The organism is Enterobacter cloacae complex sp. HYC003_NIDB, assembly GCF_056673375.1.
In genome coordinates, this window is the sequence record NZ_CP114220.1 from 3578256 (window position 1) to 3597698 (window position 19443).

A 19443-nucleotide genomic window follows, 5' to 3' on the forward strand; every position below is an offset into this window, starting at 1 on the left:
ATTGTCTATACTCAACTCATAACAGACAACGGAGTGCGCCATGCCTTTACCCGACTTCAAATCCTCTGAACCTTATACCCTCGGCATTGAGCTCGAACTCCAGGTGGTTAACCCGCCGGGTTACGATCTGAGCCAGGACTCCTCTGCCCTCATCGCCGCCGTCAAAGACGACATCAAAGGGGGGGAAGTCAAACACGACATCACCGAAAGCATGCTCGAAATCGCCACCGGCGTGTGCCAGACCATCGACCAGGCAGCGGCGCAGTTTTCAGTGATGCAGCAGAGCATCCTGCGCGCGGCGGAAGATCAGCATATCCAGATCTGCGGCGGTGGGACGCATCCGTTCCAGAAATGGCAGCGGCAGGAAGTGTGCGACGACGAGCGCTATAACGTCACGCTGGAGCGCTTTGGCTATCTGATTTTGCAGGCGACGGTGTTCGGCCAGCACGTACACGTCGGCTGTCGGACCGGGGACGACGCCATTTACCTGCTGCACGGCCTGTCGCGCTTTGTGCCGCACTTTATCGCCCTGGCCGCCGCATCACCGTATATGCAGGGCACGGACACGAAGTTCGCCTCATCGCGTCTCAACATCTTCTCGGGCTTCCCGGATAACGGTCTGATGCCGTGGGTCAACAGCTGGCAGGAGTTCGAGGGGCTGTTCCGCCGCCTGAGCTCCACCAGCATGATCGACAGCATTAAGGATCTGCACTGGGACATCCGCCCCAGCCCGCACTTCGGCACCGTCGAGGTGCGGGTGATGGATACGCCGCTAACGCTCAGCCACGCCATTAACATCGCCGGGCTTATTCAGGCGACGTCGCACTGGCTGCTGACCGCGCGGCCGTATAAGCATCAGGAACGGGATTTTCTGCTCTATCGCTTTAACCGTTTTCAGGCCTGTCGCTACGGGCTGGAAGGCATTCTGACGGACGTACATACCGGCGAGCACAAAACCGTGGCGGAAGATATCGCCTGGCTGCTCGAGCAGGTTGCGCCGTCGGCCGAGAAGCTCGGCGCGACAAGCGCAATCAATGAGATTGCCCTGCTGTTAAAGCAGGGCAAGAGCGAGGCGCAGCGCATGCGGGACTTTATCGCCGATGGCGGCTCGCTGATTTCTCTGGTGCAGAAGCACTGTGAGCTGTGGGCGACGAGTCCGTAAGGCCGTGGCCCCACTCGCGCAGGCGCTGGAACAGCACGAACAGCGCCGGGATGAACACTATCCCCACCACGGTCGCCACCAGCATGCCGCTGAACACCGTAGTGCCGATGATGCGGCGGCTCTGGGCACCCGCCCCGGTCGCCAGCATCATCGGCAGGACGCCGATAATGAACGACACGGCGGTCATCATTACCGCGCGGAAGCGGCGCGATGCCCCCTCCCGTGCGGCATCGACAATCGCCATTCCATCCATGCGCCGGGCGCGGGCAAACTCCACGATAAGAATTGCGTTCTTGGCGGCGAGGGCTATCAGTAGCACCAGACCAATCTGCACATACACGTCGTTGGCGTAGCCCGCCAGCCACAGCCAGACCAGCGCCCCGCCGATGGCGAACAGCACCGAGAGCATCACGCTCGCCGGCAGCGTCCAGCTCTCGTACTGGGCGACGAGGAACAGCCACGCCATCACCACCGCCGCCAGCACGATCCATATCGCCTGATTGCCGGTCTGCTGCTCCTGATACGACATGCCGCTCCAGGCGTAGTCGTACCCGGCTGGCAGGTTTTCCGCCAGAATCTCGCCCATCGCCGCCATTGCGGTGCTGCTGCTCACCCCTTCCGCTGCCGAGCCGCTCACCGATACCGACGGGAACTGGTTGTACTGCTGTATAAATGGCGCGCCGACGGTCGGCGTGATGGTGATGAGGTTGCTCAGACGCACCCGCTCGCCGCTGTTGCTGCGCACGAACAGCTCGCTGATTTGCTCCGCGCGCTCGCGCCACTGCATCTCGTTCTGCATCACTACGTGGTAGACGCGGTTGTTGACGCTGAAATCCCCGGCGCGCGTGCCGCCAAAGGCGGTTTGCAGGCTGCTGAAGATGCGTGACACCGGCACGTCGAGGCGGGCCGCGCGCTCGCGGTCAACGGTGAGCGTCATCTGCGGCACGTTGCTGCTCCAGGTGGTGAACACGCGGCTCAGCTGCGGGTGCTGGTTGGCTTTCGCCAGCACCTCACGCGTCACGCGCTCCAGCTCCGCCGGACTTTGCCCCGCCTGCGCCTGAATGCGCAGGTCGAAGCCGGAGGCGTTGCCCAGCCCCGGCAGCGTCGGCGGCGCAAAGGTCATGATGGTGGCTTCCGGCAGGGCCAGCAACTGGCGCTGAAGGGTGCCCATCACCTCATCCAGCGGCGGACGCTCGCTCCAGTCTTTGAGCATGATGGAGATAAACCCGCCGTTCGATGCGCTGGTGCCGTTGAGGATGTTAAACCCGGAGACCTGAATCACGTCTTCTACCGCCGGGTTGTTAGCGATCAGCTCGCGCGCGGTGGTCATCACCGCTTCGGTGCGCTCCAGCGAGGCTGCCTCCGGCAACTGGACGCTGGCGAAGAAGTAGCCCTGATCCTCCTGCGGCAGGAAGCCCTTTGGCATCGACATAAAGCTGAATACCACCACCGCCGCCGCGCCTGCGGTGGCCAGCAGCGCCAGCCACGGACGGAGGTTGAGCACGCTCACGATCCGGGTGTAAAGCGTGCGCGTGGCGTCCAGCCCGCGGTTAAACCCACGGAAGATCGCGGCGGGCTGTACCGGACGCGGGCGCAGCAGCATCGCGCAGAGCGCGGGCGTCAGGGTCAACGCCACCAGGCTTGAGAGCGTGACGGCAGTCGAGAGCGTCACCGCGAACTGGCGGTACAGCTCGCCCACAATCCCCGGCAGGAGCGCCACCGGCACAAACACCGCCAGCAGCACCAGCGTGGTGGCAATCACTGGCCCGGCAATCTGGCGCAGCGCCAGCGCGGTCGCCGCCGTCCGGCTCTGCCCTTCCGCCATCAGCGTTTCGACGCTCTCCACCACTACGATGGCGTCATCCACCACCATGGTCAGCGCCAGAATGATAGCGAACAGGCTCAGCGTATTGGCGGAGTAGCCGAGCGTATAGAGCACCGCGAAGGTGCCCACCAGCGACACCGGAATGGCAAGGGCAACAATCAGCGTCGCGCGCCAGCTTTGCAGGAACAGGGACACCACGACCACCACCGCCAGCATCGTCAGCGCCAGCGAGACGCCAATCTCTTTGATGGTGGCGGCCACAAACGAGGTGGTGTCGAATTTGACTTCATAGACCAGATCGTCCGGGAAGCGCGTGGATAACCGTTCCAGCTCCGCGCGCACCGCATCGGCCACGCGCAGGGCGTTAGCGGACGGCGTCGGGTAGATGCCGAGGTAGGCGGAGTCGTGCCCGTTCAGCTGCGCGCCAGAGCTGTAGCTGCGCGAGCCAAGCTCGATGGTGGCGACGTCCTTCAGGCGCACCAGTTGCCCCATATCCCCGGCGCGGATAATGATGTTGGCAAAGTCGTCGGCCTGATTTAAGCGCCCCAGCCCGTTAATGGTCAGGGTCTGCTGCTGGCCGTTAAACACCGGCGGCGTGCCGACCTGGCCTGCCGCCCCCTGCACGTTCTGCTCGCGCAGCGCTTGCGCCACGTCATCGCTGGTCACGTTCAGGGCGTTCATGCGGTCCGGGCGCAGCCAGATGCGCATGCTGTAGTCCCGTGCGCCAAACATCTGTACCTGCCCGACGCCCGGCAGACGCGACAGCGCCTCGCGCACCTGGGTGCTGGCGTAGTTGCTGACGAACAGCGGCGTGTGGGTGTTGTTCGGTGAGTAAAGGCTTACCCCCATCATCAGGTTGGTGGCGCGCTTGCGCACCTGCACGCCGTTTTGCTGTGCCTCGGTCGGCAGTTGCGCCACGGCCTGCGCCACGCGGTTCTGCACGTCGATGGCGGCGAGATCCGGGTCGGTGCCTGCCGCAAAGGTAATGTTCAGGCTATAGCTACCCTCGTCCGAACTGGTGGACTCCATATAGAGCATATGATCCACCCCGTTCAGCTGGGTTTCCAGCGGCGTGGCGATGGCCTCCGCCACGTCAGCCGAGCTGGCGCCCGGCCATGACGCTGACACATTCACGACCGGCGGGGTGATCTGCGGGTACTGCTCCACCGGAATAATCCTCAGCGCGATGGCCCCCAGCAGGGTGATGACCAGCGCAATCACCATCGCAAAGCGCGGGCGTTTGATGAAAAACGTCAGCATGATGGCTCCTTAATTCAGTATCTGGACGGCAACGCCTGGCTGCACACGCTGCGCACCGTCAGTAATCGCTCGCTCACCGGGCTTCAGGCCGGAGGCAATCTGGAACTGCTGGCCGATCTGTCCGGCGACCTTCAGCGGACGCATTTCGGCTTTATTCTCGGCGTTAACCACCCATGCGAAGAACCCGTGGCCATTCTGCTGTACGGCAGCGGCGGGCAGAGTCAGCACTGGTTGCTCACTTGACGGACGCAGGTAGACGTTCACGTTGCCGCCGGGCAGCAGCTGATGGCGCGGGTTGGCGAACTCGGCGCGCAGCATCACGCTGGCGGTGCGCGGGTCGATGCGGTTGTCCACGGAAGTGAGTTCCCCGCTGATGCGCTGGCCGTTGCTGTCAATCAGCGCCTGCCAGGCCTGCTTCATGGCGCTGATATCCGCATGCTGTCCGGCTTTAGTGGCAAGCGTGCCCTCTTCCAGCGCAAAGGCAATGCGGATGGGATCGAGCTGCACCACTTCCACCAGCACACCGCTGGCAGGATTCACCAGGCTGCCGACGTGAAAGTTGCTGTGCCCTATGCGTCCGTCAATCGGCGAGGCAATGCGCGTGTAGTTCAGGGTGACGCTGCGGGTGTCGAGCCGGGCTTTCGCCTGCTCCAGCGCGGCGCTCGCTACGTCGCGCTGCATGCGGGCGTTGTCCACGTCGTGGCGGCTGATGGCGTTGCTGCTGCCCAGGCTTTCGAAGCGTGACAGCTGCTGCTGCGCCTGACGCAGCGTGGCTTTGGCGCTTCTCACTTCGGCCTGCGCCAGACGCAGGGCGGCGCGCGGCTCGGCGTCGTCCAGTTCGAACAACACGTCGCCTTTTTTCACGTACTGCCCGTCGCGGAAGTGGATTCTGGTGATGACGCCTTCCGTGCGGGCGCGCAGTTCAACGGTGTGGATAGCTTCAATGCGACCCGGGATCTGACGCTCGGCGGCGTGGGCGGTCTGCTCCACGGTGGCGACACGCACGGGAATGGCCGCGGCGAATGCGGGTGGCAGGGTGCAGGCGAGGAGCGCGAACAGGAGTGGGAATTTCATGGGAGTACCTCGGCGTTGTTTTCCCTCACCCCGGCCCTCTCCCACAGGGAGAGGGCGGTCAGAGTTCCCTCTCCCTGTGGGAGAGGGTTAGGGTGAGGGCAAAAGGTTATGCAGCCTTACGGAACCTGCGGGTCAGTCGCTTCTCGATTTCGACGACGAAGAACATCACGCCCGCCACCGCCAGCGTCACGAACCAGTAGCGCAGCGGCAGCGCTTCGGTGCCGAACAGCATCTGCATAAACGGCAGGTAGATAATCGCCGCCTGGAGCAGGAACAGTACGCCCGTTACCAGCCAGATCCCTTTGTTCGCCAGCAGGCCGCGGTTCAGGGAGAACCCGTCGGTGTTGCGGCAGTTAATCATGTATACCCACTGGGCGCAGACCAGCATCTGCAACAGCACGGTGCGGATGAACTCCGCGCTGTGGCCGCGCGGGGCCAGCCAGGCTTCCAGCGCAAAGGCGGCGATGGCAATCATGGTGCCGACGAAGGCCACGCGCCAGACGGCGTAGGCGTCCATCACGTGCTGCCCGGTCTGACGCGGCGGGCGGCGCATAATGTTGCGCTCGGCGGCCTCGAAGGCCAGGCCGAAGGAGAGCGTGGCGGAGGTCGCCATGTTCATCCACAGGATCAGCACTGGCGTCAGCGGAATGATGTTCCCCGCCAGCAGCGCAATCACAATCAATAGCCCCTGCGCCAGGTTGGTCGGCATGATGAACAGGATGGTCTTCTTCAGGTTGTCGTAAACGCGACGCCCCTCTTTTACCGCGCTGGCGATGGTGGCGAAGTTATCGTCCGTCAGGACCATGTCCGCCGCCTCTTTGGTCACTTCCGTGCCTTTGATGCCCATCGCGATACCCACGTCCGCCTGGCGCAGCGCCGGGGCATCGTTCACGCCGTCACCGGTCATGCCGACGATTTCGCCTTTGTCCTGCAACGCTTTCACCAGGCGCAGCTTATGCTCCGGGCTGGTACGGGCGAAGATGTCATACTTCACCGCCGCTTCCGCCAGCTCGGCGTCGTCCATCTTCTCCAGCTGGTAGCCGGTAACCGCCTGCTCGCTGTTGGTGATCCCCAGCATCTGGCCGATGCTCATCGCCGTCTGTGGGTGATCCCCGGTGATCATCTTCACGCGGATCCCCGCCTGCTGGCAGGCGTTAATCGCCTCAATCGCTTCCGGACGCGGCGGATCCATCATCCCGGCAATGCCGAGGAAGATCAGACCGTGGCTCAGGTCGTCGTGAGTTAATGCCTGCTCGCCGTTCGCTGGCTTGAACGCCGCGGCGACCATGCGCAGCCCCTGACGCGCATAGCGCTCCATCTCCGTTTCCCAGTACGCGCGGTCAAAGGCTTGCGCACCGTTGCGGGTCTGCTGCTGCTCACACAGGGCGAAAATCACGTCCGGCGCGCCGGTAATCAAAATCTGCTCCTCACTGCCAATCTGGTAGTGGGTGCTCATGTACTTGTACTGAGAGTCGAACGGGATCTTGTTAACCAGCGTGGTCACGACCGGCTCGAGGTGGGCCTTGGCCGCCAGCACCTTCAGCGCGCCCTCGGTTGGCCCGCCGGTGATGCCCCACAGGCCACGCTCGTCCTGAATCAGCTGGCTGTCGTTACACAGGTCGATGGTGCGCAGGTACTGCTCCAGCACGGTGCCCGGCTGGATCTGCACCGGCTCGTCGCTGCCTTCGAGGTAGATGTTGCCCACCGGCTCGTAGCTGTTGCCGTCCACGCGATAGCAGGTGTCGGCGGTGATGATGGCTTTCACCGTCATTTCGTTCATGGTCAGGGTGCCGGTTTTATCCGAGCAGACCACGGTCATCGCGCCCAGGGTTTCAACCGTCGGCAGCTTGCGGATAATCGCCCGCTTGCGCGCCATCGCCTGCACGCCCAGGGAGAGGATAATGGAGATAATCGCTGGCAGACCTTCCGGTACGGAGGCTACCGCCAGGCTAATCAGGGAGAGCAGCAGCTCGCCCATCGGGATCTCGCGGAACACCAGGCTGAAGACAAACAGCGCGGCCATCATCGCCAGAATGATGGCGAAGATCGCTTTGCCCAGCTTGTCCATCTGCACCAGCAGCGGGGTGCGGTGTTTTTCAATGCCCGCCATCATCTGGTTGATGTGGCCGAGTTCGGTCTCCTGGCCCGTGGCAATGACCACGCCAACGCCGCCGCCCGCGCTTACCGTCGTACCGGAAAAGACCAGGTTCGTGCGGTCGCCCAGCGGTAATTCGCCGTTCAGCGGGCTCGTGTGTTTATCCACCACGGTGGATTCACCGGTCAGAATTGCCTCTTCCACGCGTAAATTATGCGCTTCGATTAAGCGCATATCCGCCGGTATACGATCTCCTGCGCGCAACACAATAATATCGCCCGGGACGATTTCCGTCGTCGGGATAGTTTCATGGTTGCCGTTACGAATAACGCGCGCCTCGCTGGAGAGCATATTGCGAATACTCTTCAGGGATTTTTCCGCGTTACTTTCCTGAATGTGGCCAATTAAGGCATTGATTACCGCCACGCCCAGAATAACCAGCGTATCAACCCAGTGTCCCATTACTGCCGTTAATACGGCGGCTGCCAGCAGGACGTAAATCAGGACATCGTTAAAATGCGCGAGAAAACGCAGCCAGCCCGGCTTGCCTTTTTTCTCCGGCAGCGCGTTCGGGCCATGCTTCTGTAAACGCGCCTGCGCCTCGGCACGGTCCAGGCCATTAGCCTGGCTCTGCGCCTGAGCAAGCACCTGCTCTACGGTCTGCTGGTACGCCAGCCCGCCTGCGGGTGGCATATTCTGCGAGAAATTTTTTTTGGTCATGGTATTTTTCCTTCAATATCCGGTGGACGGAAGCCGGAATTCCTTTCTGGCTTTAAATAATTCATTTTTAAGTCTTGCGGGTTAAATTGATCTACCGCAATATATTGACTACCCGGTTATTCAAAACTGATTAAAATTATTTCGACGCGTTGATTTTTACAAAATATTTCTAAACCAACACTAAACGAGGAGGAAGCATGTTTGGTATTTATCGCGGACGGCGTCTGGCGTTATACATTGTCGCAGCCATTGTTATTGCGACGTTAATTGGATATAGCACCTATAGCTTTGTAAAATTATTTTCGTGAGAAAGACGTTTATTTACATAACGCGATATTAATTTAATCGCCCCGAAAATATTATCTATTTTCTGTTATTAATTCGCAGAATAACGGTGGCCTTTTACCCAATTTTGCCAGCGGGGATGATATTGCTTTACGTTTCAGGATGCCGGACAATGACATTTTTAACTGACGATTAACATTACGATGAAACACCCGTTAGAATCGCTGCTCACCGCAGGGGGCATTTTGCTGATGGCCCTGCTCTCCTGCCTGCTGTTACCCGCGCCGTCGCTGGGTCTGGTGCTGGCGCAGAAGCTGGTTCAGACCTTTCATATGGTCGATCTGAATCAGCTGTACACCATTCTGTTCTGTCTGTGGTTTTTGGTGCTCGGCGCCATCGAATTCTTTATCCTGCGTTTCATCTGGCGCCGCTGGTTTTCACTGGCGTCGTAAGCCAGTGAGATCGCGCATCCCGTGGATCAGCGCTTCACACCAGGCCGCGTAGTCGTGGCCGCTGGATGAGGGGTGGAAGCTGACGCGATAGCCTTTATTCCTCAGCACCTGTTCAAAATCCTGCGTGGTGCGATAGATGCCGCCGCCCGGTCCCGTGGTTTCAAACTTCCCGGCCTGTAACCAGAAACGCACCGGATACGGTGGAGACTGTTGGTACTGGCGCGTCAGCCAGCCGGGAGCGTCACCTTCCGGCGCCCACCAGTAAGAACCGGAAAGGCTCAGCACGTTGCCAAACAGGCGCGGATAGCGCAGCGCCACCCATGAAGAGGCAATTCCCCCGTAGCTTGATCCTGCCAGTACGGTTTTCTGCCGCTGCATGCCGATGCCCTTCCCCCGCAGCCACGGCAGCAGCTCGTGCGCCATAAAGTCAGCAAAATCCGGGTTCGGCGGCAGCTCGTTGCCGCGACGGGCGTGATCGAGGCTGTCGATAAACACCACGTTAATCGGAGGCAGGTGATGTCGGGCAATCAGACCGTCCAGCACGTTGGCAAAATGGTATTCGTCCTGATAAACCTGTCCGTCGAAAAGGATGAGCGTCCAGCGTGCAGGCTGTGCGCCGCGCGGTTGGTAGATCATCACGTCGCGGGCATTGCCGAGGATGTTGCTGCTCAGCCTCTGGCGGCTCAACGTCCCGTGTAACAGCGGCTGTGCCGTAGCCCGAACGGAGCAGTAGCGCGCCGGGCTGAGATCGAGCAGAGAATAGCGATTCCAGCGATCGGTCTTCTGCTCCCCAAAGCTATTCGGGTTAAGCGGATCGGCCTGCGCGCTTACCAGGATGGCGCGGCGTTGATCGCGGGCAGAGCCTTCAACGATCGGCACATCGGGGGCGAGCTTGTACTGCATCACCGTATCAGCGGGGACCACGTAGCTGCGGAACCAGACGTCGCTGTTGCCCAGACGGAACAGCGGATCGTGATCCCCCGCCGGAGAGCCGAGAATGAAGACGTTATCCCGCGCGCCGCGCCACAGAAAGGTCACCCGCTTATGGCTCGCATCTACCGGCTCCACCATCGGCGTTCCCTGTCGACGCTGCGCCTGCCAGAACGCCTCGGTACTTCCACCGGCAGAAATGACGTTTGCCAGCGCCTTCAGCGTCGGGCTTTCTGGCGCCATCATCTGCACGCGTGGTAACGGAGAGGTCTCTTTCATCCGCCACTGAAAACGCCACGGCTTGCCGGCTTCGCCGTGTAGCACCAGCGAGGTGTTCTGTTTCACCGGCAGGGCAAACAGCAGCGTGTGTTCCCCGTCCGCAGGACCGTTTTCGATCAGCGTACGGATGCGGCGGTTTTGCCCATCCAGCAGGCGCGCATCCGTCACGCCATGCAGCGTGGCGGAAACGTAATTTTCATCCAGCTCGGGCAGGGAGAAGCAGACTTCGCCGCTGGCATCAAACTTTCCCTGAACATCGCCCTGCCGGGACGACTGCTCGCACGTTGCCGCCACGGCGGGCAGCGCGCCGATCCCCAGCAGCAACCCACTCCATACCCTCTTCATTACCGCTTGTTCCCCAACGAAATTTGTTAACAACGCTAATGCAAATGGTAATAATTTGCAATATCATCAACGGCGTTTTACCGGTGTTTTTATGGCGATAGCAACCAAGGACGTTCAATAAAAATGTTTAAAAATAATAAGATAATGCAGCTCTGGCTGCTGAGTCTGGCGACGACCAGCGTCGCGGCTCAGGCAGAAACGAAAGAAGAAACGATTACGGTGACGCAGGGCGTGAGTGAAGAGCCCACTGCGCCCGTAAAAGGCATTGTGGCGACGAAAACGCTCTCCGCCACCAAGACCAGCGCGGAGATCGTGAAGACGCCGCAGTCGGTATCGGTGATCACCCGCGATCAGATGAACATGCAGGACGTCACCTCCGTTTCGCAGGCGCTGCGCTACTCGGCGGGCGTGTTTACCGAGTACCGGGGCTCGTCTAACCGTAACGACGAGGTGTTTGTGCGCGGCTTTAGCTACGTGCCGAAATTCCTCGACGGCTTAAGCTTTGGCGCAACGGCTTCCTCACAGACGGGCACAGTTGACCCGTGGCTGCTGGAGCGCGTGGAGCTGGTGCGCGGCCCGGCGTCGGTGCTGTTTGGACAGGTGAATCCGGGCGGATTAATCAGCATGACCAGCAAGCGCCCGACGGCGGAGGCCATTCACAACGTGCAGTTCCGCACCGGCAATAACGATCTCGCCGAAGGTGCGTTTGATTTCGGCGGCAAGCTGAGCGACGACGGCCGCGTGCTGTATCGCGTGAACGGTATCGCCCGTACGCAGCATAATCAGGTGGACGATTATAAAGAGACGCGGATGGCGATCGCCCCGGCGATCACCTGGTACCCGAACGATCAGACCCGCTTTACGCTGCTGACCAGCTACCAGAAAGATCCGGATGCCGGATACCGCAACTTCCTGCCCGCGTATGGCACGGTGAAAAGCGCCGACGGGAAGTACATCCCGCGCGACTTTAACGTCAGCGATCCGAATTACAATCAATCCTGGCGCGAGCAGACGATGATTGGCTACGAGCTGGAACACCAGTTCGCCGACAACCTCACCTTCCGCCAGAACGCCCGTTACGCCACCATCAAGCAGAAATATCGTTATCTGGTTTACGCCAACAGCGCGGCCAACAGCACGGTGTTGACCCGTCGCGCCCAGCGTGAAGAGCGCACGACCAACGAATTTGGCCTTGATAACCAGCTGGAATATCTGCTGGAGACCGGAAGCGTCAACCACACCCTGCTCGGCGGGTTTGATTACAAGACCAGTAAGGATAAACAGCTGCTGGCGCGCGGGAGCGGCTCACAGTATGACCTCGACTGGACAAACCCGGTTTACGGCGTGAACGTGGATGAAAGTACCTTCAAAACGGCCACCGACGAGCAGCAAAATCTCGACCAGATGGGCCTGTATCTTCAGGATCAGATGAGCTGGAACAACTGGGAGTGGCTGGTTTCCGGGCGCTACGACTGGAGCGAAGTGCGTACCAACGACTTCACCGATAACAGCTTAACCCAGCAGAACGACAACAAATTTACCTGGCGCACTGGCCTGCTGTACGCGTTTGATTCTGGCCTGTCGCCGTACATCAGCTACAGCACCTCGTTTGAACCGAACCTGCAAACCAACCGTGCGCCGGGCGTTGCGCCATTCAGGCCTACTACCGGGGAGCAGACCGAGATTGGCGTGAAATATCAGCCGGTCGACACCACGCTGATGACCCTCGCGCTATACGATTTAACTCAGGACAACGTCGCGACCTATAACAGCGCTGAAGGCTGGTTCGAAAATGCGGGCAAGGTGCGTTCGAAAGGCGCCGAAGCGGAAATCCACGCCACGCTGATGGATAACATCAACCTGATTGGCTCCTACACCTACACCGATGCGAAAACCAAAAGCACCACGGTGGCGGGAACTGAAGGCAAAACGCCTGCGCGCATTCCAGCGCATATGGCATCGGCGTTCGCCAGCTATACCGTTCCGGGCGGAGCGCTGAAGAGCCTGACCGCTGGCGTGGGGATGCGCTACATCGGCACCAGCTACGGCGATGCGAAGAACACCTTCAAGGTGCCATCGGTGGATCTATATGACGCGATGCTGCGCTACGATCTGGGCGAGATGAACCGCAGCCTGAAAGGGGCAAGCGTGCAGTTCAACGTCAATAACGTGGCAGACACGAAGTATGTGGCGTCATGCGCAAGCGATACGGCGTGCTTCTACGGGATTGGCCGGACGGTGACGGCGACGGTGAATTACAGCTGGTAAGCATGGTGCTGTCTGATCCCCTCACCCCGGCCCTCTCCCCAAAGGGGCGAGGGTGTAATCGTCCCCTCTCCCCTTTGGGGAGAGGGTTAGGGTGAGGGGATGTTTTTCAGTGCGCCCGACCGTGGTTTTCTTTGCGATACGCCCCGGGCGGCTGGTTGAAGGTGCGGGTAAAGATGCGGGTAAACGTCTGCTGCGAGTCAAACCCGTAGCGCAGGCAGATATCGTACACGCGCTCGTCTGACTCACGCAGATCGCGCGCCGCCATCAGCAGCTTGCGTTCGCGGATGTAGCGCCCCAGACTTTCGCCTTTGTACTGCATAAACAGCCGCTGTAAATGCCATTTTGAGTAACCCGCATGGCGGGCAATCTCTTCGATGCGTAACGGCTGGTGTAGATTGTCATCAATCCATTCGACAATCGTATCAATGACCTGAGCGGAAATCGTCATACTGCTCTCCCCCTCTGCTTCTCGCTTAAACATTATTCCCACCACTCGCGAAATTGTTGCGTGGTATCACTCACCCGCACGGGCTCGCCCAGCTCCGGCGTCAGCAGCCGGTAGTTTTTATCCTTACTGGCTTTCGCCAGCTGGATCAGTGGATCGTTCCAGGTATGTTTCGCCAGCACAAAACGCCCGTTATGTCCCGGTACGACCGCTTTGGCATTGAGATCTGCCGAGGCCTGCGCCGTTTCTGCCGGGTGCATATGGATGTACTTCCAGTCCTGGTCGTACTGGCCGTTTTCCATGATGGCTAAGTCTACTCCGCCAAACTGCTCGCCAATCGCTTTGAAATGCGGGCCGTAACCGGAGTCTCCGCTGTAGTAGACCTTTCGCTCTGGGGTGACAAACATAAAGCTGCCCCACAGGGTCTGGTTACGCTTAATGCCGCGCCCGGAAAAATGGCGCGCCGGCAGAACGTGTACGGTCAGCGTATCGCTGATATGCACCGACTGGTTCCAGTCCCGCTCGTCGATAATCTCAGGGTTCATCCCCCAGTAGCGCAGATGCGACCCCACGCCCAGCGGGGTGACCACGCGCTTAACCTTCGGCAGCAGCGCCTTGATGGTGGCGTAATCCAGATGGTCATAGTGATCGTGGGAGATAATCAGCAGGTCGATCTCCGGCATGCTCTCCGCACGCCACGGGTACTCCCCCGCAAACGCTTTATTGAGGAAGGAGAACGGTGCGGCGTAGCTACTCAGAACCGGATCGATCAGGATGCGTTTCCCCGCCAGCTGCATATACCAGGAGGAGTGGCCGAGCCACACCAGCGTGTCCTGTTCAGGCGACAGGCTCGCCAGATCGGTTTTCACCAGCGGCAGCGGCTGCGCAGGACGGGCGTTTTCGGTTTTACGGGTAAGGAACTGCCACCACGCCACCAGCATATTTTGTTGCCCGGTAAAGCCCGGCGTAGGGAGCGTGTTATGGAATTGCCCGTCGCGATAGTGCGGAGAGGCTTCCACTTCAGAGAGCTGCGCACCCTGCGGTGGCTGGCCAAATCCGGCATTCAGTACAAACGGTAAACTGGCAGCTGAAGCAATAATCATGACTAACACCACGCAGATGAATAGAGGCTTTTTCATTTCCTGACCCGCCTACGCGCCCCATCCGATGGTTTGCGCGGGTGACACTTGATTATGAGTGAGTAAGCACTCATTATAGATAGGATGATTACGCCGTCAAGAAGGTTTTCGTTCTTTGACATTCCGCGTTGCAGCGTATCAAGGCTCGTGTTTCAATCAGGGCTTTTACAATTGACGGGAGGAAAAATTTAGTGGCACGTCCGAAGAGTGAAGATAAAAAACAGGCCTTACTGGAAGCAGCAACGGCTGCGTTTGCGCAGTCAGGTATTGCCGCCTCAACGGCGTTAATTGCCCGTAATGCGGGCGTCGCTGAAGGGACACTGTTTCGCTACTTTGCTACCAAAGACGATCTGCTGAATGCCCTCTACCTGCATCTGAAGCAGGATTTCTGCCAGACCATGCTGGCGAATCTCGATCGCACCATCACCGAGCCAAAAGAGCATACCCGCAATATCTGGAACAGCTATGTAGACTGGGGCATTCGTAACCCCCTGGCGCATGCGGCTATCCGCCAGATTGGCGTCAGTGAAAAGCTGAACGCCGAAACCGAGCAGGCGGTGAAAGACATGTTCCCGGAGCTGCATGAACTGTGTCGTCGTTCGATCCGCCCGGTGTTTATGTCTGACGAGTTTAAGACCTTCGGTGATGCAATGTTCTTATCGCTGGCTGAAACCACCATGGAGTTTGCCGCGCGCGATCCGTCCCGTGCCGTCGATTTTAAAGCGCTGGGCTTTGAAGCCATGTGGCGCGGGCTTGCTGAGGAAGATAACCATGGACAGTAAATCCTTGCAGGAACATGCCAGATGCGTCGCGCTGGAGATGCCTTTTACCGAACATTGCTGGCCGTTTGGCCCGGAGTATGACGTGTTTAAGGTAGGCGGGAAAATTTTTATGCTGATGGCGACCGCACACGGTCGGGCCCACGTCAGCCTGAAATCCGATCCGGAAAAATCGCTGCTCAATCAGCAGATCTACCGTGGCGTGGAGCCCGGTTACCATCTGAATAAAAAACACTGGATCTCACTTTATGGCACGGACGACATCACGCCTGAACTGGTCACCGACCTGATTACGGATTCGTGGAATCTGGTCGTTGATAAACTGCCGAAAAAAGATCAGAAGTGGATCCGGCCAGCCTGATTGTTCGTCTGAGACGAACAGAATAAGCGCTCGAATCGCACTTATCTTTTCCCGCTTCGCGCGGTAATCTGCTTTCCTTTCACGCCCGCCCGCGGGCTAATTTCATCACCAGGAGTTGTTATGGATATTATTTCTGTCGCCCTGAAACGCCACTCTACCAAGGCGTTCGACCCAGCCAAAAAACTGACCGCAGAAGAAGCGGAAAAAATCAAAACGCTGCTGCAATACAGCCCGTCCAGCACCAACTCCCAGCCGTGGCACTTTATTGTTGCCAGCACTGAAGAGGGTAAAGCGCGCGTGGCAAAATCCGCGGCGGGCACCTATGTGTTTAACGAACGCAAAATGCTGGATGCCTCTCACGTGGTGGTGTTCTGCGCGAAAACCGCGATGGACGATGCCTGGCTTGAGCGCGTTGTCGATCAGGAAGAGGCTGACGGCCGTTTCGCCACGCCAGAAGCAAAAGCCGCGAACCACAAAGGCCGCTGCTATTTTGCCGACATGCACCGCGTGGATCTGAAAGATGACGACCAGTGGATGGCGAAGCAGGTTTACCTGAACGTCGGCAACTTCCTGCTGGGCGTGGCCGCTATGGGCCTGGATGCGGTACCCATCGAAGGGTTTGACGCCGCGATCCTCGACGAAGAGTTTGGCCTGAAAGAGAAAGGCTTCACCAGCCTGGTGGTGGTCCCGGTCGGGCATCACAGCGTGGAAGATTTCAACGCCACGCTGCCGAAATCTCGCCTGCCGCTGAGCACGATTGTGACTGAATGCTAAGCGCTTCTGGCACGCCGGCTATCGGCGTGCCCGTTTTCAGTAAAGCGTTATCTGCGGATGCTTTACCCCGCACACCAGCGCATAACGCGTTAATGTATCGAGACTCGCCCGGGTAATATTTGCTTCCATTCGTGATACCGTCGGGGCGCTGACGCCCATCCGCTCCGCCACCTGGGCGCGCGTCAGACCAGCATGATTGCGCCATTGCGCCAGCATCTCCCGCAGACGCTCCTTGCGCTCTTCTGCATCAAAGGAAGCCTGAACTTCTGAATCGCTTAACAGTTCAGCTCTGAGTTCGTCCCAGTCAATAATCTTTTTGCTCATCCAACATCTCCTGTTGTCGTTTCAGTGCCAGACGGAGTTCAGCAGAGGGCGTTTTTTGCGTCTTCTTGATAAACACCCGCAGCAGAAAAATGGTTCTTTCCCGCTGATAAACGTAGATCCCACGAGTATGGATCAGCCCGACGGTTCGGATTTCGAACAAACCATTGGGTAAGGGTTTGCTGTCAGGTTCACGCAATACTGTCGGGTTGTTGCGTAATTTATCAAGCTGGCGAATCAGCTTCGCCTGTACTCCCGCAGGCAATGAGAGGATCTCCTCCCTGACTGCCGCATGAACGATAAGTCTGAACACTGTATTTCATCCCTGATAATATTAGCATGTAAGGCAATTTGCATTAAAGGCTAATTTTGCCTTTCGTGATTCACCTTACCAGCTTATTCCTGGCAGGACCGGATCCGCGTTGATTCCCTCAAAGCCCCTCGCAAAACACTTACTTCCCCTGCTCCTCCAGCCACGCCATCGCCCTCTCCCCTGCCTCATCCACGGGTAAATAGACCAGCAGCCGCGATCCGTTTCGCGGCGCAGAGTACCAGTACATCTGCTGGAGATGAAAATCCCCCAGCTCGGGATGGGTAAACAGCTTGAGCTGGTTCTCCACGCCGCGCACGTCGTTACGCTGGTGCCACAGGGTTTTGAACTCTTCGGACACCGCAAAAAAACGCGCCAGCTTCGCTTCCCAGAGCGGGTCGCCACGGTGCTCAGCCATGGCCGCGCGGAAGTAGGAGACGAAAATCGGCAGCACGTCGTCACGTTTGCCGAGCCGCGCGCGCCACGCCGGATGGGTGAGGAACAGGTAAATACAGTTGCGATCTTCCGGCGGGATGGCGTTGAAATCGACGCCCATCAGGTGGCCGAAGCTGTCGTTCCACGCCACGATATCGAAATTCGGTTTCTGAATACTGGCAGGTTTCGGCATCAGGGTATCCAGCAGGCGACGCGTGCCTTCGCTGATCCCCTCGCAGCACACCGCCTGCGGGGCTTCGCCCGGCGGCAAACCGGCGAGCACAAAAAGATGTCGGGCTTCGGTCGGGGTGCATTGCAGCGCTTTTGCGATGGCGGCCATCACCGCGCTGGACGGATTGACGTCCCGGCCCTGTTCCAGCCAGGTGTACCAGGTCACGCCGACATCCGCGAGCATCGCCACCTCCTCTCGCCGCAGGCCCGGCGTGCGGCGGCGGCCGCTGCGCGGTAAGCCGAGCCGCTGCGGATCGAGGCTTTCGCGCCGGGCACGCAAAAACGCGCCCAGCTGCTTTCGGGTGTCATCCTGGAGAGAGGTGACAGGTTCAGACATCAGCGCCATAACATCTCCTGCATGGTAGTGTCAGTACCAGTATAAGCAAGAACTGGTACCCGTTTATCAGATGGTTGATGCTACGACTCTACGCTGTTTGACGCAATGGAGTCACCATGAATACGTCAGTTGTTTCACCGGGTCGTGCGGGCCTGATATTGCTGTTAACCGGCCAGATGCTGCCGCTGATTGATACCTCAATCACCAACGTGGCGCTGGATTCCATCACCCATTCGTTACACGCCACCGCCACCGAACTGGAGCTGATCGTCGCCCTCTACGGCGTGGCCTTTGCCGTCTGCCTGACCCCCGGCAGCAAGCTGGGCGATAACCTTGGCCGCCGTCGCCTGTTTATGTGGGGCGTGGCGTGTTTTGGCCTGGCCTCACTGCTGTGCGGCATGGCGGGCAATATCGAACAGTTGCTTGGCGCGCGCATTCTTCAGGGCGCGGGCGCCGCGCTGATCATGCCGCAAATTCTCGCGACGTTGCATGTGACGTTAAAAGGAACGGCACACGCCAGAGCGATCAGCCTGTTCGGGGGTATCGGCGGAATTGCGTTTATCGTCGGCCAGATGGGTGGCGGCTGGCTGGTGTCGGCGGACATCGCCGGGCTGGGCTGGCGCAACGCCTTCTTTATCAACGTGCCGATTTGTCTGGTGGTGCTGGCGCTGAGCCGTCGCTACGTGCCGGAAACCCGCCGCGACACGCCGTCGCGCATTGACTGGACCGGGACTGTCCTGCTGACGGCAATACTGTGCTGTCTGCTGTTCCCGATGGCGCTCGGCCCGCAGTGGCACTGGTCGTGGCCGCTGAAGGCCGCACTGCTGGCGATTGTGCCGCTGGCCTGTTTGATGGTGCTGAACTCGCGCAAAAAAGAGCGTGAGAATGCCCACCCGCTCATCGCCCCGCGCCTGTTGCAGCTGCGCAGCATCCGCTTTGGCGTACTGATTGGGATACTCTTTTTCAGCGTCTGGTCCGGGTTCATGTTCTGTATGGCGCTGACCATGCAAAGCGGTCTGGGGATGGCGCCATGGCAGTCCGGGAACAGCTTTATCGCGCTTGGCGTCACCTATTTTATTTCTGCCTGGTTCGCCCCACGCCTGATTGCCCGCTACAGCACCAGCGCCATCCTGCTGACCGGGCTTGCGATTCAGCTTGTCGGCCTGGTGGCGCTGATCGCCACGTTCCGTCACTGGGGAATGCAGAATACCGCGCTGACGCTGGCCCCGGCCACCGGGCTGGTGGGTTACGGGCAGGCGCTGATTGTAAACAGCTTCTACCGTATCGGGATGCGCGATATTCAGCCTGACGACGCGGGGGCCGCGAGCGCGATTTTAAGCACGCTGCAACAGGCTGCGCTGGGGCTTGGCCCGGCCATTTTCGGCGCGATTTTGCTGCACGGGCTGCAAAATCATCACGGAGATTATACCCAGGCGGTCAACGTCTTCCTGATGGTGGAAACGGCCATGATGGTGGTGCTGGCGCTGGTCACGCTGCGTATGCGTCATCGTCTGTGTTTACCGGTCGTCAAGGCTTGTCCGGCGACAAAATAAAACTGCTTGAATTTGCATAATAGATCCGCAGCCGCCATTATGGGGCTGCATCAATACAGGAGA

At 59.3% G+C, this 19443-nt stretch carries 16 protein-coding genes; 7 read left to right on the forward strand and 9 right to left on the reverse strand.

The features are described 5' to 3' along the window. The first annotated feature begins 40 nt into the window (after positions 1-40). Entirely contained in the window at positions 41-1162 is a 1122-nt protein-coding gene (locus O1722_RS17075) for a YbdK family carboxylate-amine ligase (RefSeq protein WP_032670426.1), read from the forward strand. Here the strand turns inward: O1722_RS17075 and O1722_RS17080 are convergent. The 3 genes from O1722_RS17080 to O1722_RS17090 form a co-directional block, all read right to left on the reverse strand. Next, complete coding sequence (locus O1722_RS17080) at positions 1092-4247, reverse strand: efflux RND transporter permease subunit (protein WP_033486530.1); 3156 nt, start codon at positions 4245-4247, stop codon at positions 1092-1094. The genes O1722_RS17075 and O1722_RS17080 overlap by 71 nt on opposite strands. A 9-nt stretch (positions 4248-4256) precedes the next feature. Beyond that, complete coding sequence (locus O1722_RS17085) at positions 4257-5321, reverse strand: efflux RND transporter periplasmic adaptor subunit (protein WP_033486531.1); 1065 nt, start codon at positions 5319-5321, stop codon at positions 4257-4259. 106 nt (positions 5322-5427) lie between these two features. After that, complete coding sequence (locus O1722_RS17090; protein ID WP_033486532.1) at positions 5428-8136, reverse strand: cation-transporting P-type ATPase; 2709 nt, start codon at positions 8134-8136, stop codon at positions 5428-5430. A gap of 488 nt (positions 8137-8624) precedes the next feature. Between O1722_RS17090 and O1722_RS17095 the strand changes: the two genes are divergently transcribed. Further along, positions 8625-8873 (forward strand): DUF1158 domain-containing protein, encoded by a 249-nt coding sequence (locus O1722_RS17095; protein WP_003858875.1) that lies wholly within the window; start codon positions 8625-8627, stop codon positions 8871-8873. On the opposite strand, the gene O1722_RS17100 is transcribed toward O1722_RS17095, so the two are convergent. After that, positions 8859-10427, reverse strand: coding sequence for an alpha/beta hydrolase-fold protein (locus O1722_RS17100; protein ID WP_033486533.1), 1569 nt, complete (start codon positions 10425-10427; stop codon positions 8859-8861). The genes O1722_RS17095 and O1722_RS17100 overlap by 15 nt on opposite strands. A gap of 123 nt (positions 10428-10550) precedes the next feature. On the opposite strand from O1722_RS17100, the gene O1722_RS17105 reads away from it, so the two are divergent. After that, positions 10551-12695 (forward strand): TonB-dependent siderophore receptor, encoded by a 2145-nt coding sequence (locus O1722_RS17105; RefSeq protein WP_033486535.1) that lies wholly within the window; start codon positions 10551-10553, stop codon positions 12693-12695. 106 nt (positions 12696-12801) lie between these two features. On the opposite strand, the gene O1722_RS17110 is transcribed toward O1722_RS17105, so the two are convergent. Next, positions 12802-13143, reverse strand: coding sequence for a RamA family antibiotic efflux transcriptional regulator (locus O1722_RS17110; protein WP_003858880.1), 342 nt, complete (start codon positions 13141-13143; stop codon positions 12802-12804). Between the two features lie 32 nt (positions 13144-13175). After that, positions 13176-14279: a RomA family MBL fold metallo-hydrolase gene (locus O1722_RS17115; RefSeq protein WP_017382551.1), complete on the reverse strand. Its 1104-nt coding sequence runs from the start codon at positions 14277-14279 to the stop codon at positions 13176-13178. Positions 14280-14470: 191 nt separating this feature from the next. Between O1722_RS17115 and O1722_RS17120 the strand changes: the two genes are divergently transcribed. The 3 genes from O1722_RS17120 (at position 14471) to nfsB (ending at position 16193) form a co-directional block, all read left to right on the forward strand. Next, positions 14471-15061 (forward strand): TetR/AcrR family transcriptional regulator, encoded by a 591-nt coding sequence (locus tag O1722_RS17120; protein WP_479954360.1) that lies wholly within the window; start codon positions 14471-14473, stop codon positions 15059-15061. Further along, positions 15051-15419, forward strand: coding sequence for an MmcQ/YjbR family DNA-binding protein (locus tag O1722_RS17125; RefSeq protein ID WP_033486537.1), 369 nt, complete (start codon positions 15051-15053; stop codon positions 15417-15419). The genes O1722_RS17120 and O1722_RS17125 overlap by 11 nt, the downstream gene beginning before the upstream one ends. A gap of 120 nt (positions 15420-15539) precedes the next feature. Further along, on the forward strand, positions 15540-16193 hold the full coding sequence (gene nfsB / locus O1722_RS17130) for an oxygen-insensitive NAD(P)H nitroreductase (protein WP_003858884.1): 654 nt from the start codon (positions 15540-15542) through the stop codon (positions 16191-16193). A 36-nt stretch (positions 16194-16229) separates the two neighbouring features. Here nfsB and O1722_RS17135 read toward each other — a convergent pair whose 3' ends face one another. The 3 genes from O1722_RS17135 to O1722_RS17145 all read right to left on the reverse strand — a co-directional run bounded on the left by O1722_RS17135 (position 16230) and on the right by O1722_RS17145 (position 17836). Then, on the reverse strand, positions 16230-16517 hold the full coding sequence (locus tag O1722_RS17135) for a helix-turn-helix domain-containing protein (RefSeq protein ID WP_015571209.1): 288 nt from the start codon (positions 16515-16517) through the stop codon (positions 16230-16232). Further along, a complete protein-coding gene (locus O1722_RS17140; RefSeq protein ID WP_017382553.1) occupies positions 16498-16827 on the reverse strand; it encodes a type II toxin-antitoxin system RelE/ParE family toxin in 330 nt (109 codons plus the stop codon). Before O1722_RS17140 ends, O1722_RS17135 begins: the two co-directional genes overlap by 20 nt. Before the next feature lie 139 nt (positions 16828-16966). Next, entirely contained in the window at positions 16967-17836 is an 870-nt protein-coding gene (locus tag O1722_RS17145; protein WP_033486540.1) for a helix-turn-helix transcriptional regulator, read from the reverse strand. A gap of 107 nt (positions 17837-17943) precedes the next feature. Here O1722_RS17145 and O1722_RS17150 point away from each other — a divergent pair, with 107 nt between their 5' ends. After that, a complete protein-coding gene (locus O1722_RS17150; protein WP_033486542.1) occupies positions 17944-19380 on the forward strand; it encodes an MFS transporter in 1437 nt (478 codons plus the stop codon). The last annotated feature ends 63 nt before the right edge of the window (positions 19381-19443 follow it).

Bases quoted from the DNA above. Each gene is read 5' to 3' on its own strand.
- O1722_RS17100 (WP_033486533.1), bottom strand. From the start codon at position 10,427: ATGAAGAGGGTATGGAGTGGGTTGCTGCTGGGGATCGGCGCGCTGCCC.
- O1722_RS17135 (WP_015571209.1), bottom strand. From the start codon at position 16,517: ATGAGCAAAAAGATTATTGACTGGGACGAACTCAGAGCTGAACTGTTA.
- O1722_RS17115 (WP_017382551.1), bottom strand. From the start codon at position 14,279: ATGAAAAAGCCTCTATTCATCTGCGTGGTGTTAGTCATGATTATTGCT.
- O1722_RS17080 (WP_033486530.1), bottom strand. From the start codon at position 4,247: ATGCTGACGTTTTTCATCAAACGCCCGCGCTTTGCGATGGTGATTGCG.
- O1722_RS17110 (WP_003858880.1), bottom strand. From the start codon at position 13,143: ATGACGATTTCCGCTCAGGTCATTGATACGATTGTCGAATGGATTGAT.
- O1722_RS17095 (WP_003858875.1), top strand. From the start codon at position 8,625: ATGAAACACCCGTTAGAATCGCTGCTCACCGCAGGGGGCATTTTGCTG.
- O1722_RS17075 (WP_032670426.1), top strand. From the start codon at position 41: ATGCCTTTACCCGACTTCAAATCCTCTGAACCTTATACCCTCGGCATT.
- O1722_RS17125 (WP_033486537.1), top strand. From the start codon at position 15,051: ATGGACAGTAAATCCTTGCAGGAACATGCCAGATGCGTCGCGCTGGAG.
- O1722_RS17085 (WP_033486531.1), bottom strand. From the start codon at position 5,321: ATGAAATTCCCACTCCTGTTCGCGCTCCTCGCCTGCACCCTGCCACCC.
- O1722_RS17105 (WP_033486535.1), top strand. From the start codon at position 10,551: ATGTTTAAAAATAATAAGATAATGCAGCTCTGGCTGCTGAGTCTGGCG.
- nfsB (WP_003858884.1), top strand. From the start codon at position 15,540: ATGGATATTATTTCTGTCGCCCTGAAACGCCACTCTACCAAGGCGTTC.
- O1722_RS17145 (WP_033486540.1), bottom strand. From the start codon at position 17,836: ATGGCGCTGATGTCTGAACCTGTCACCTCTCTCCAGGATGACACCCGA.
- O1722_RS17150 (WP_033486542.1), top strand. From the start codon at position 17,944: ATGAATACGTCAGTTGTTTCACCGGGTCGTGCGGGCCTGATATTGCTG.
- O1722_RS17090 (WP_033486532.1), bottom strand. From the start codon at position 8,136: ATGACCAAAAAAAATTTCTCGCAGAATATGCCACCCGCAGGCGGGCTG.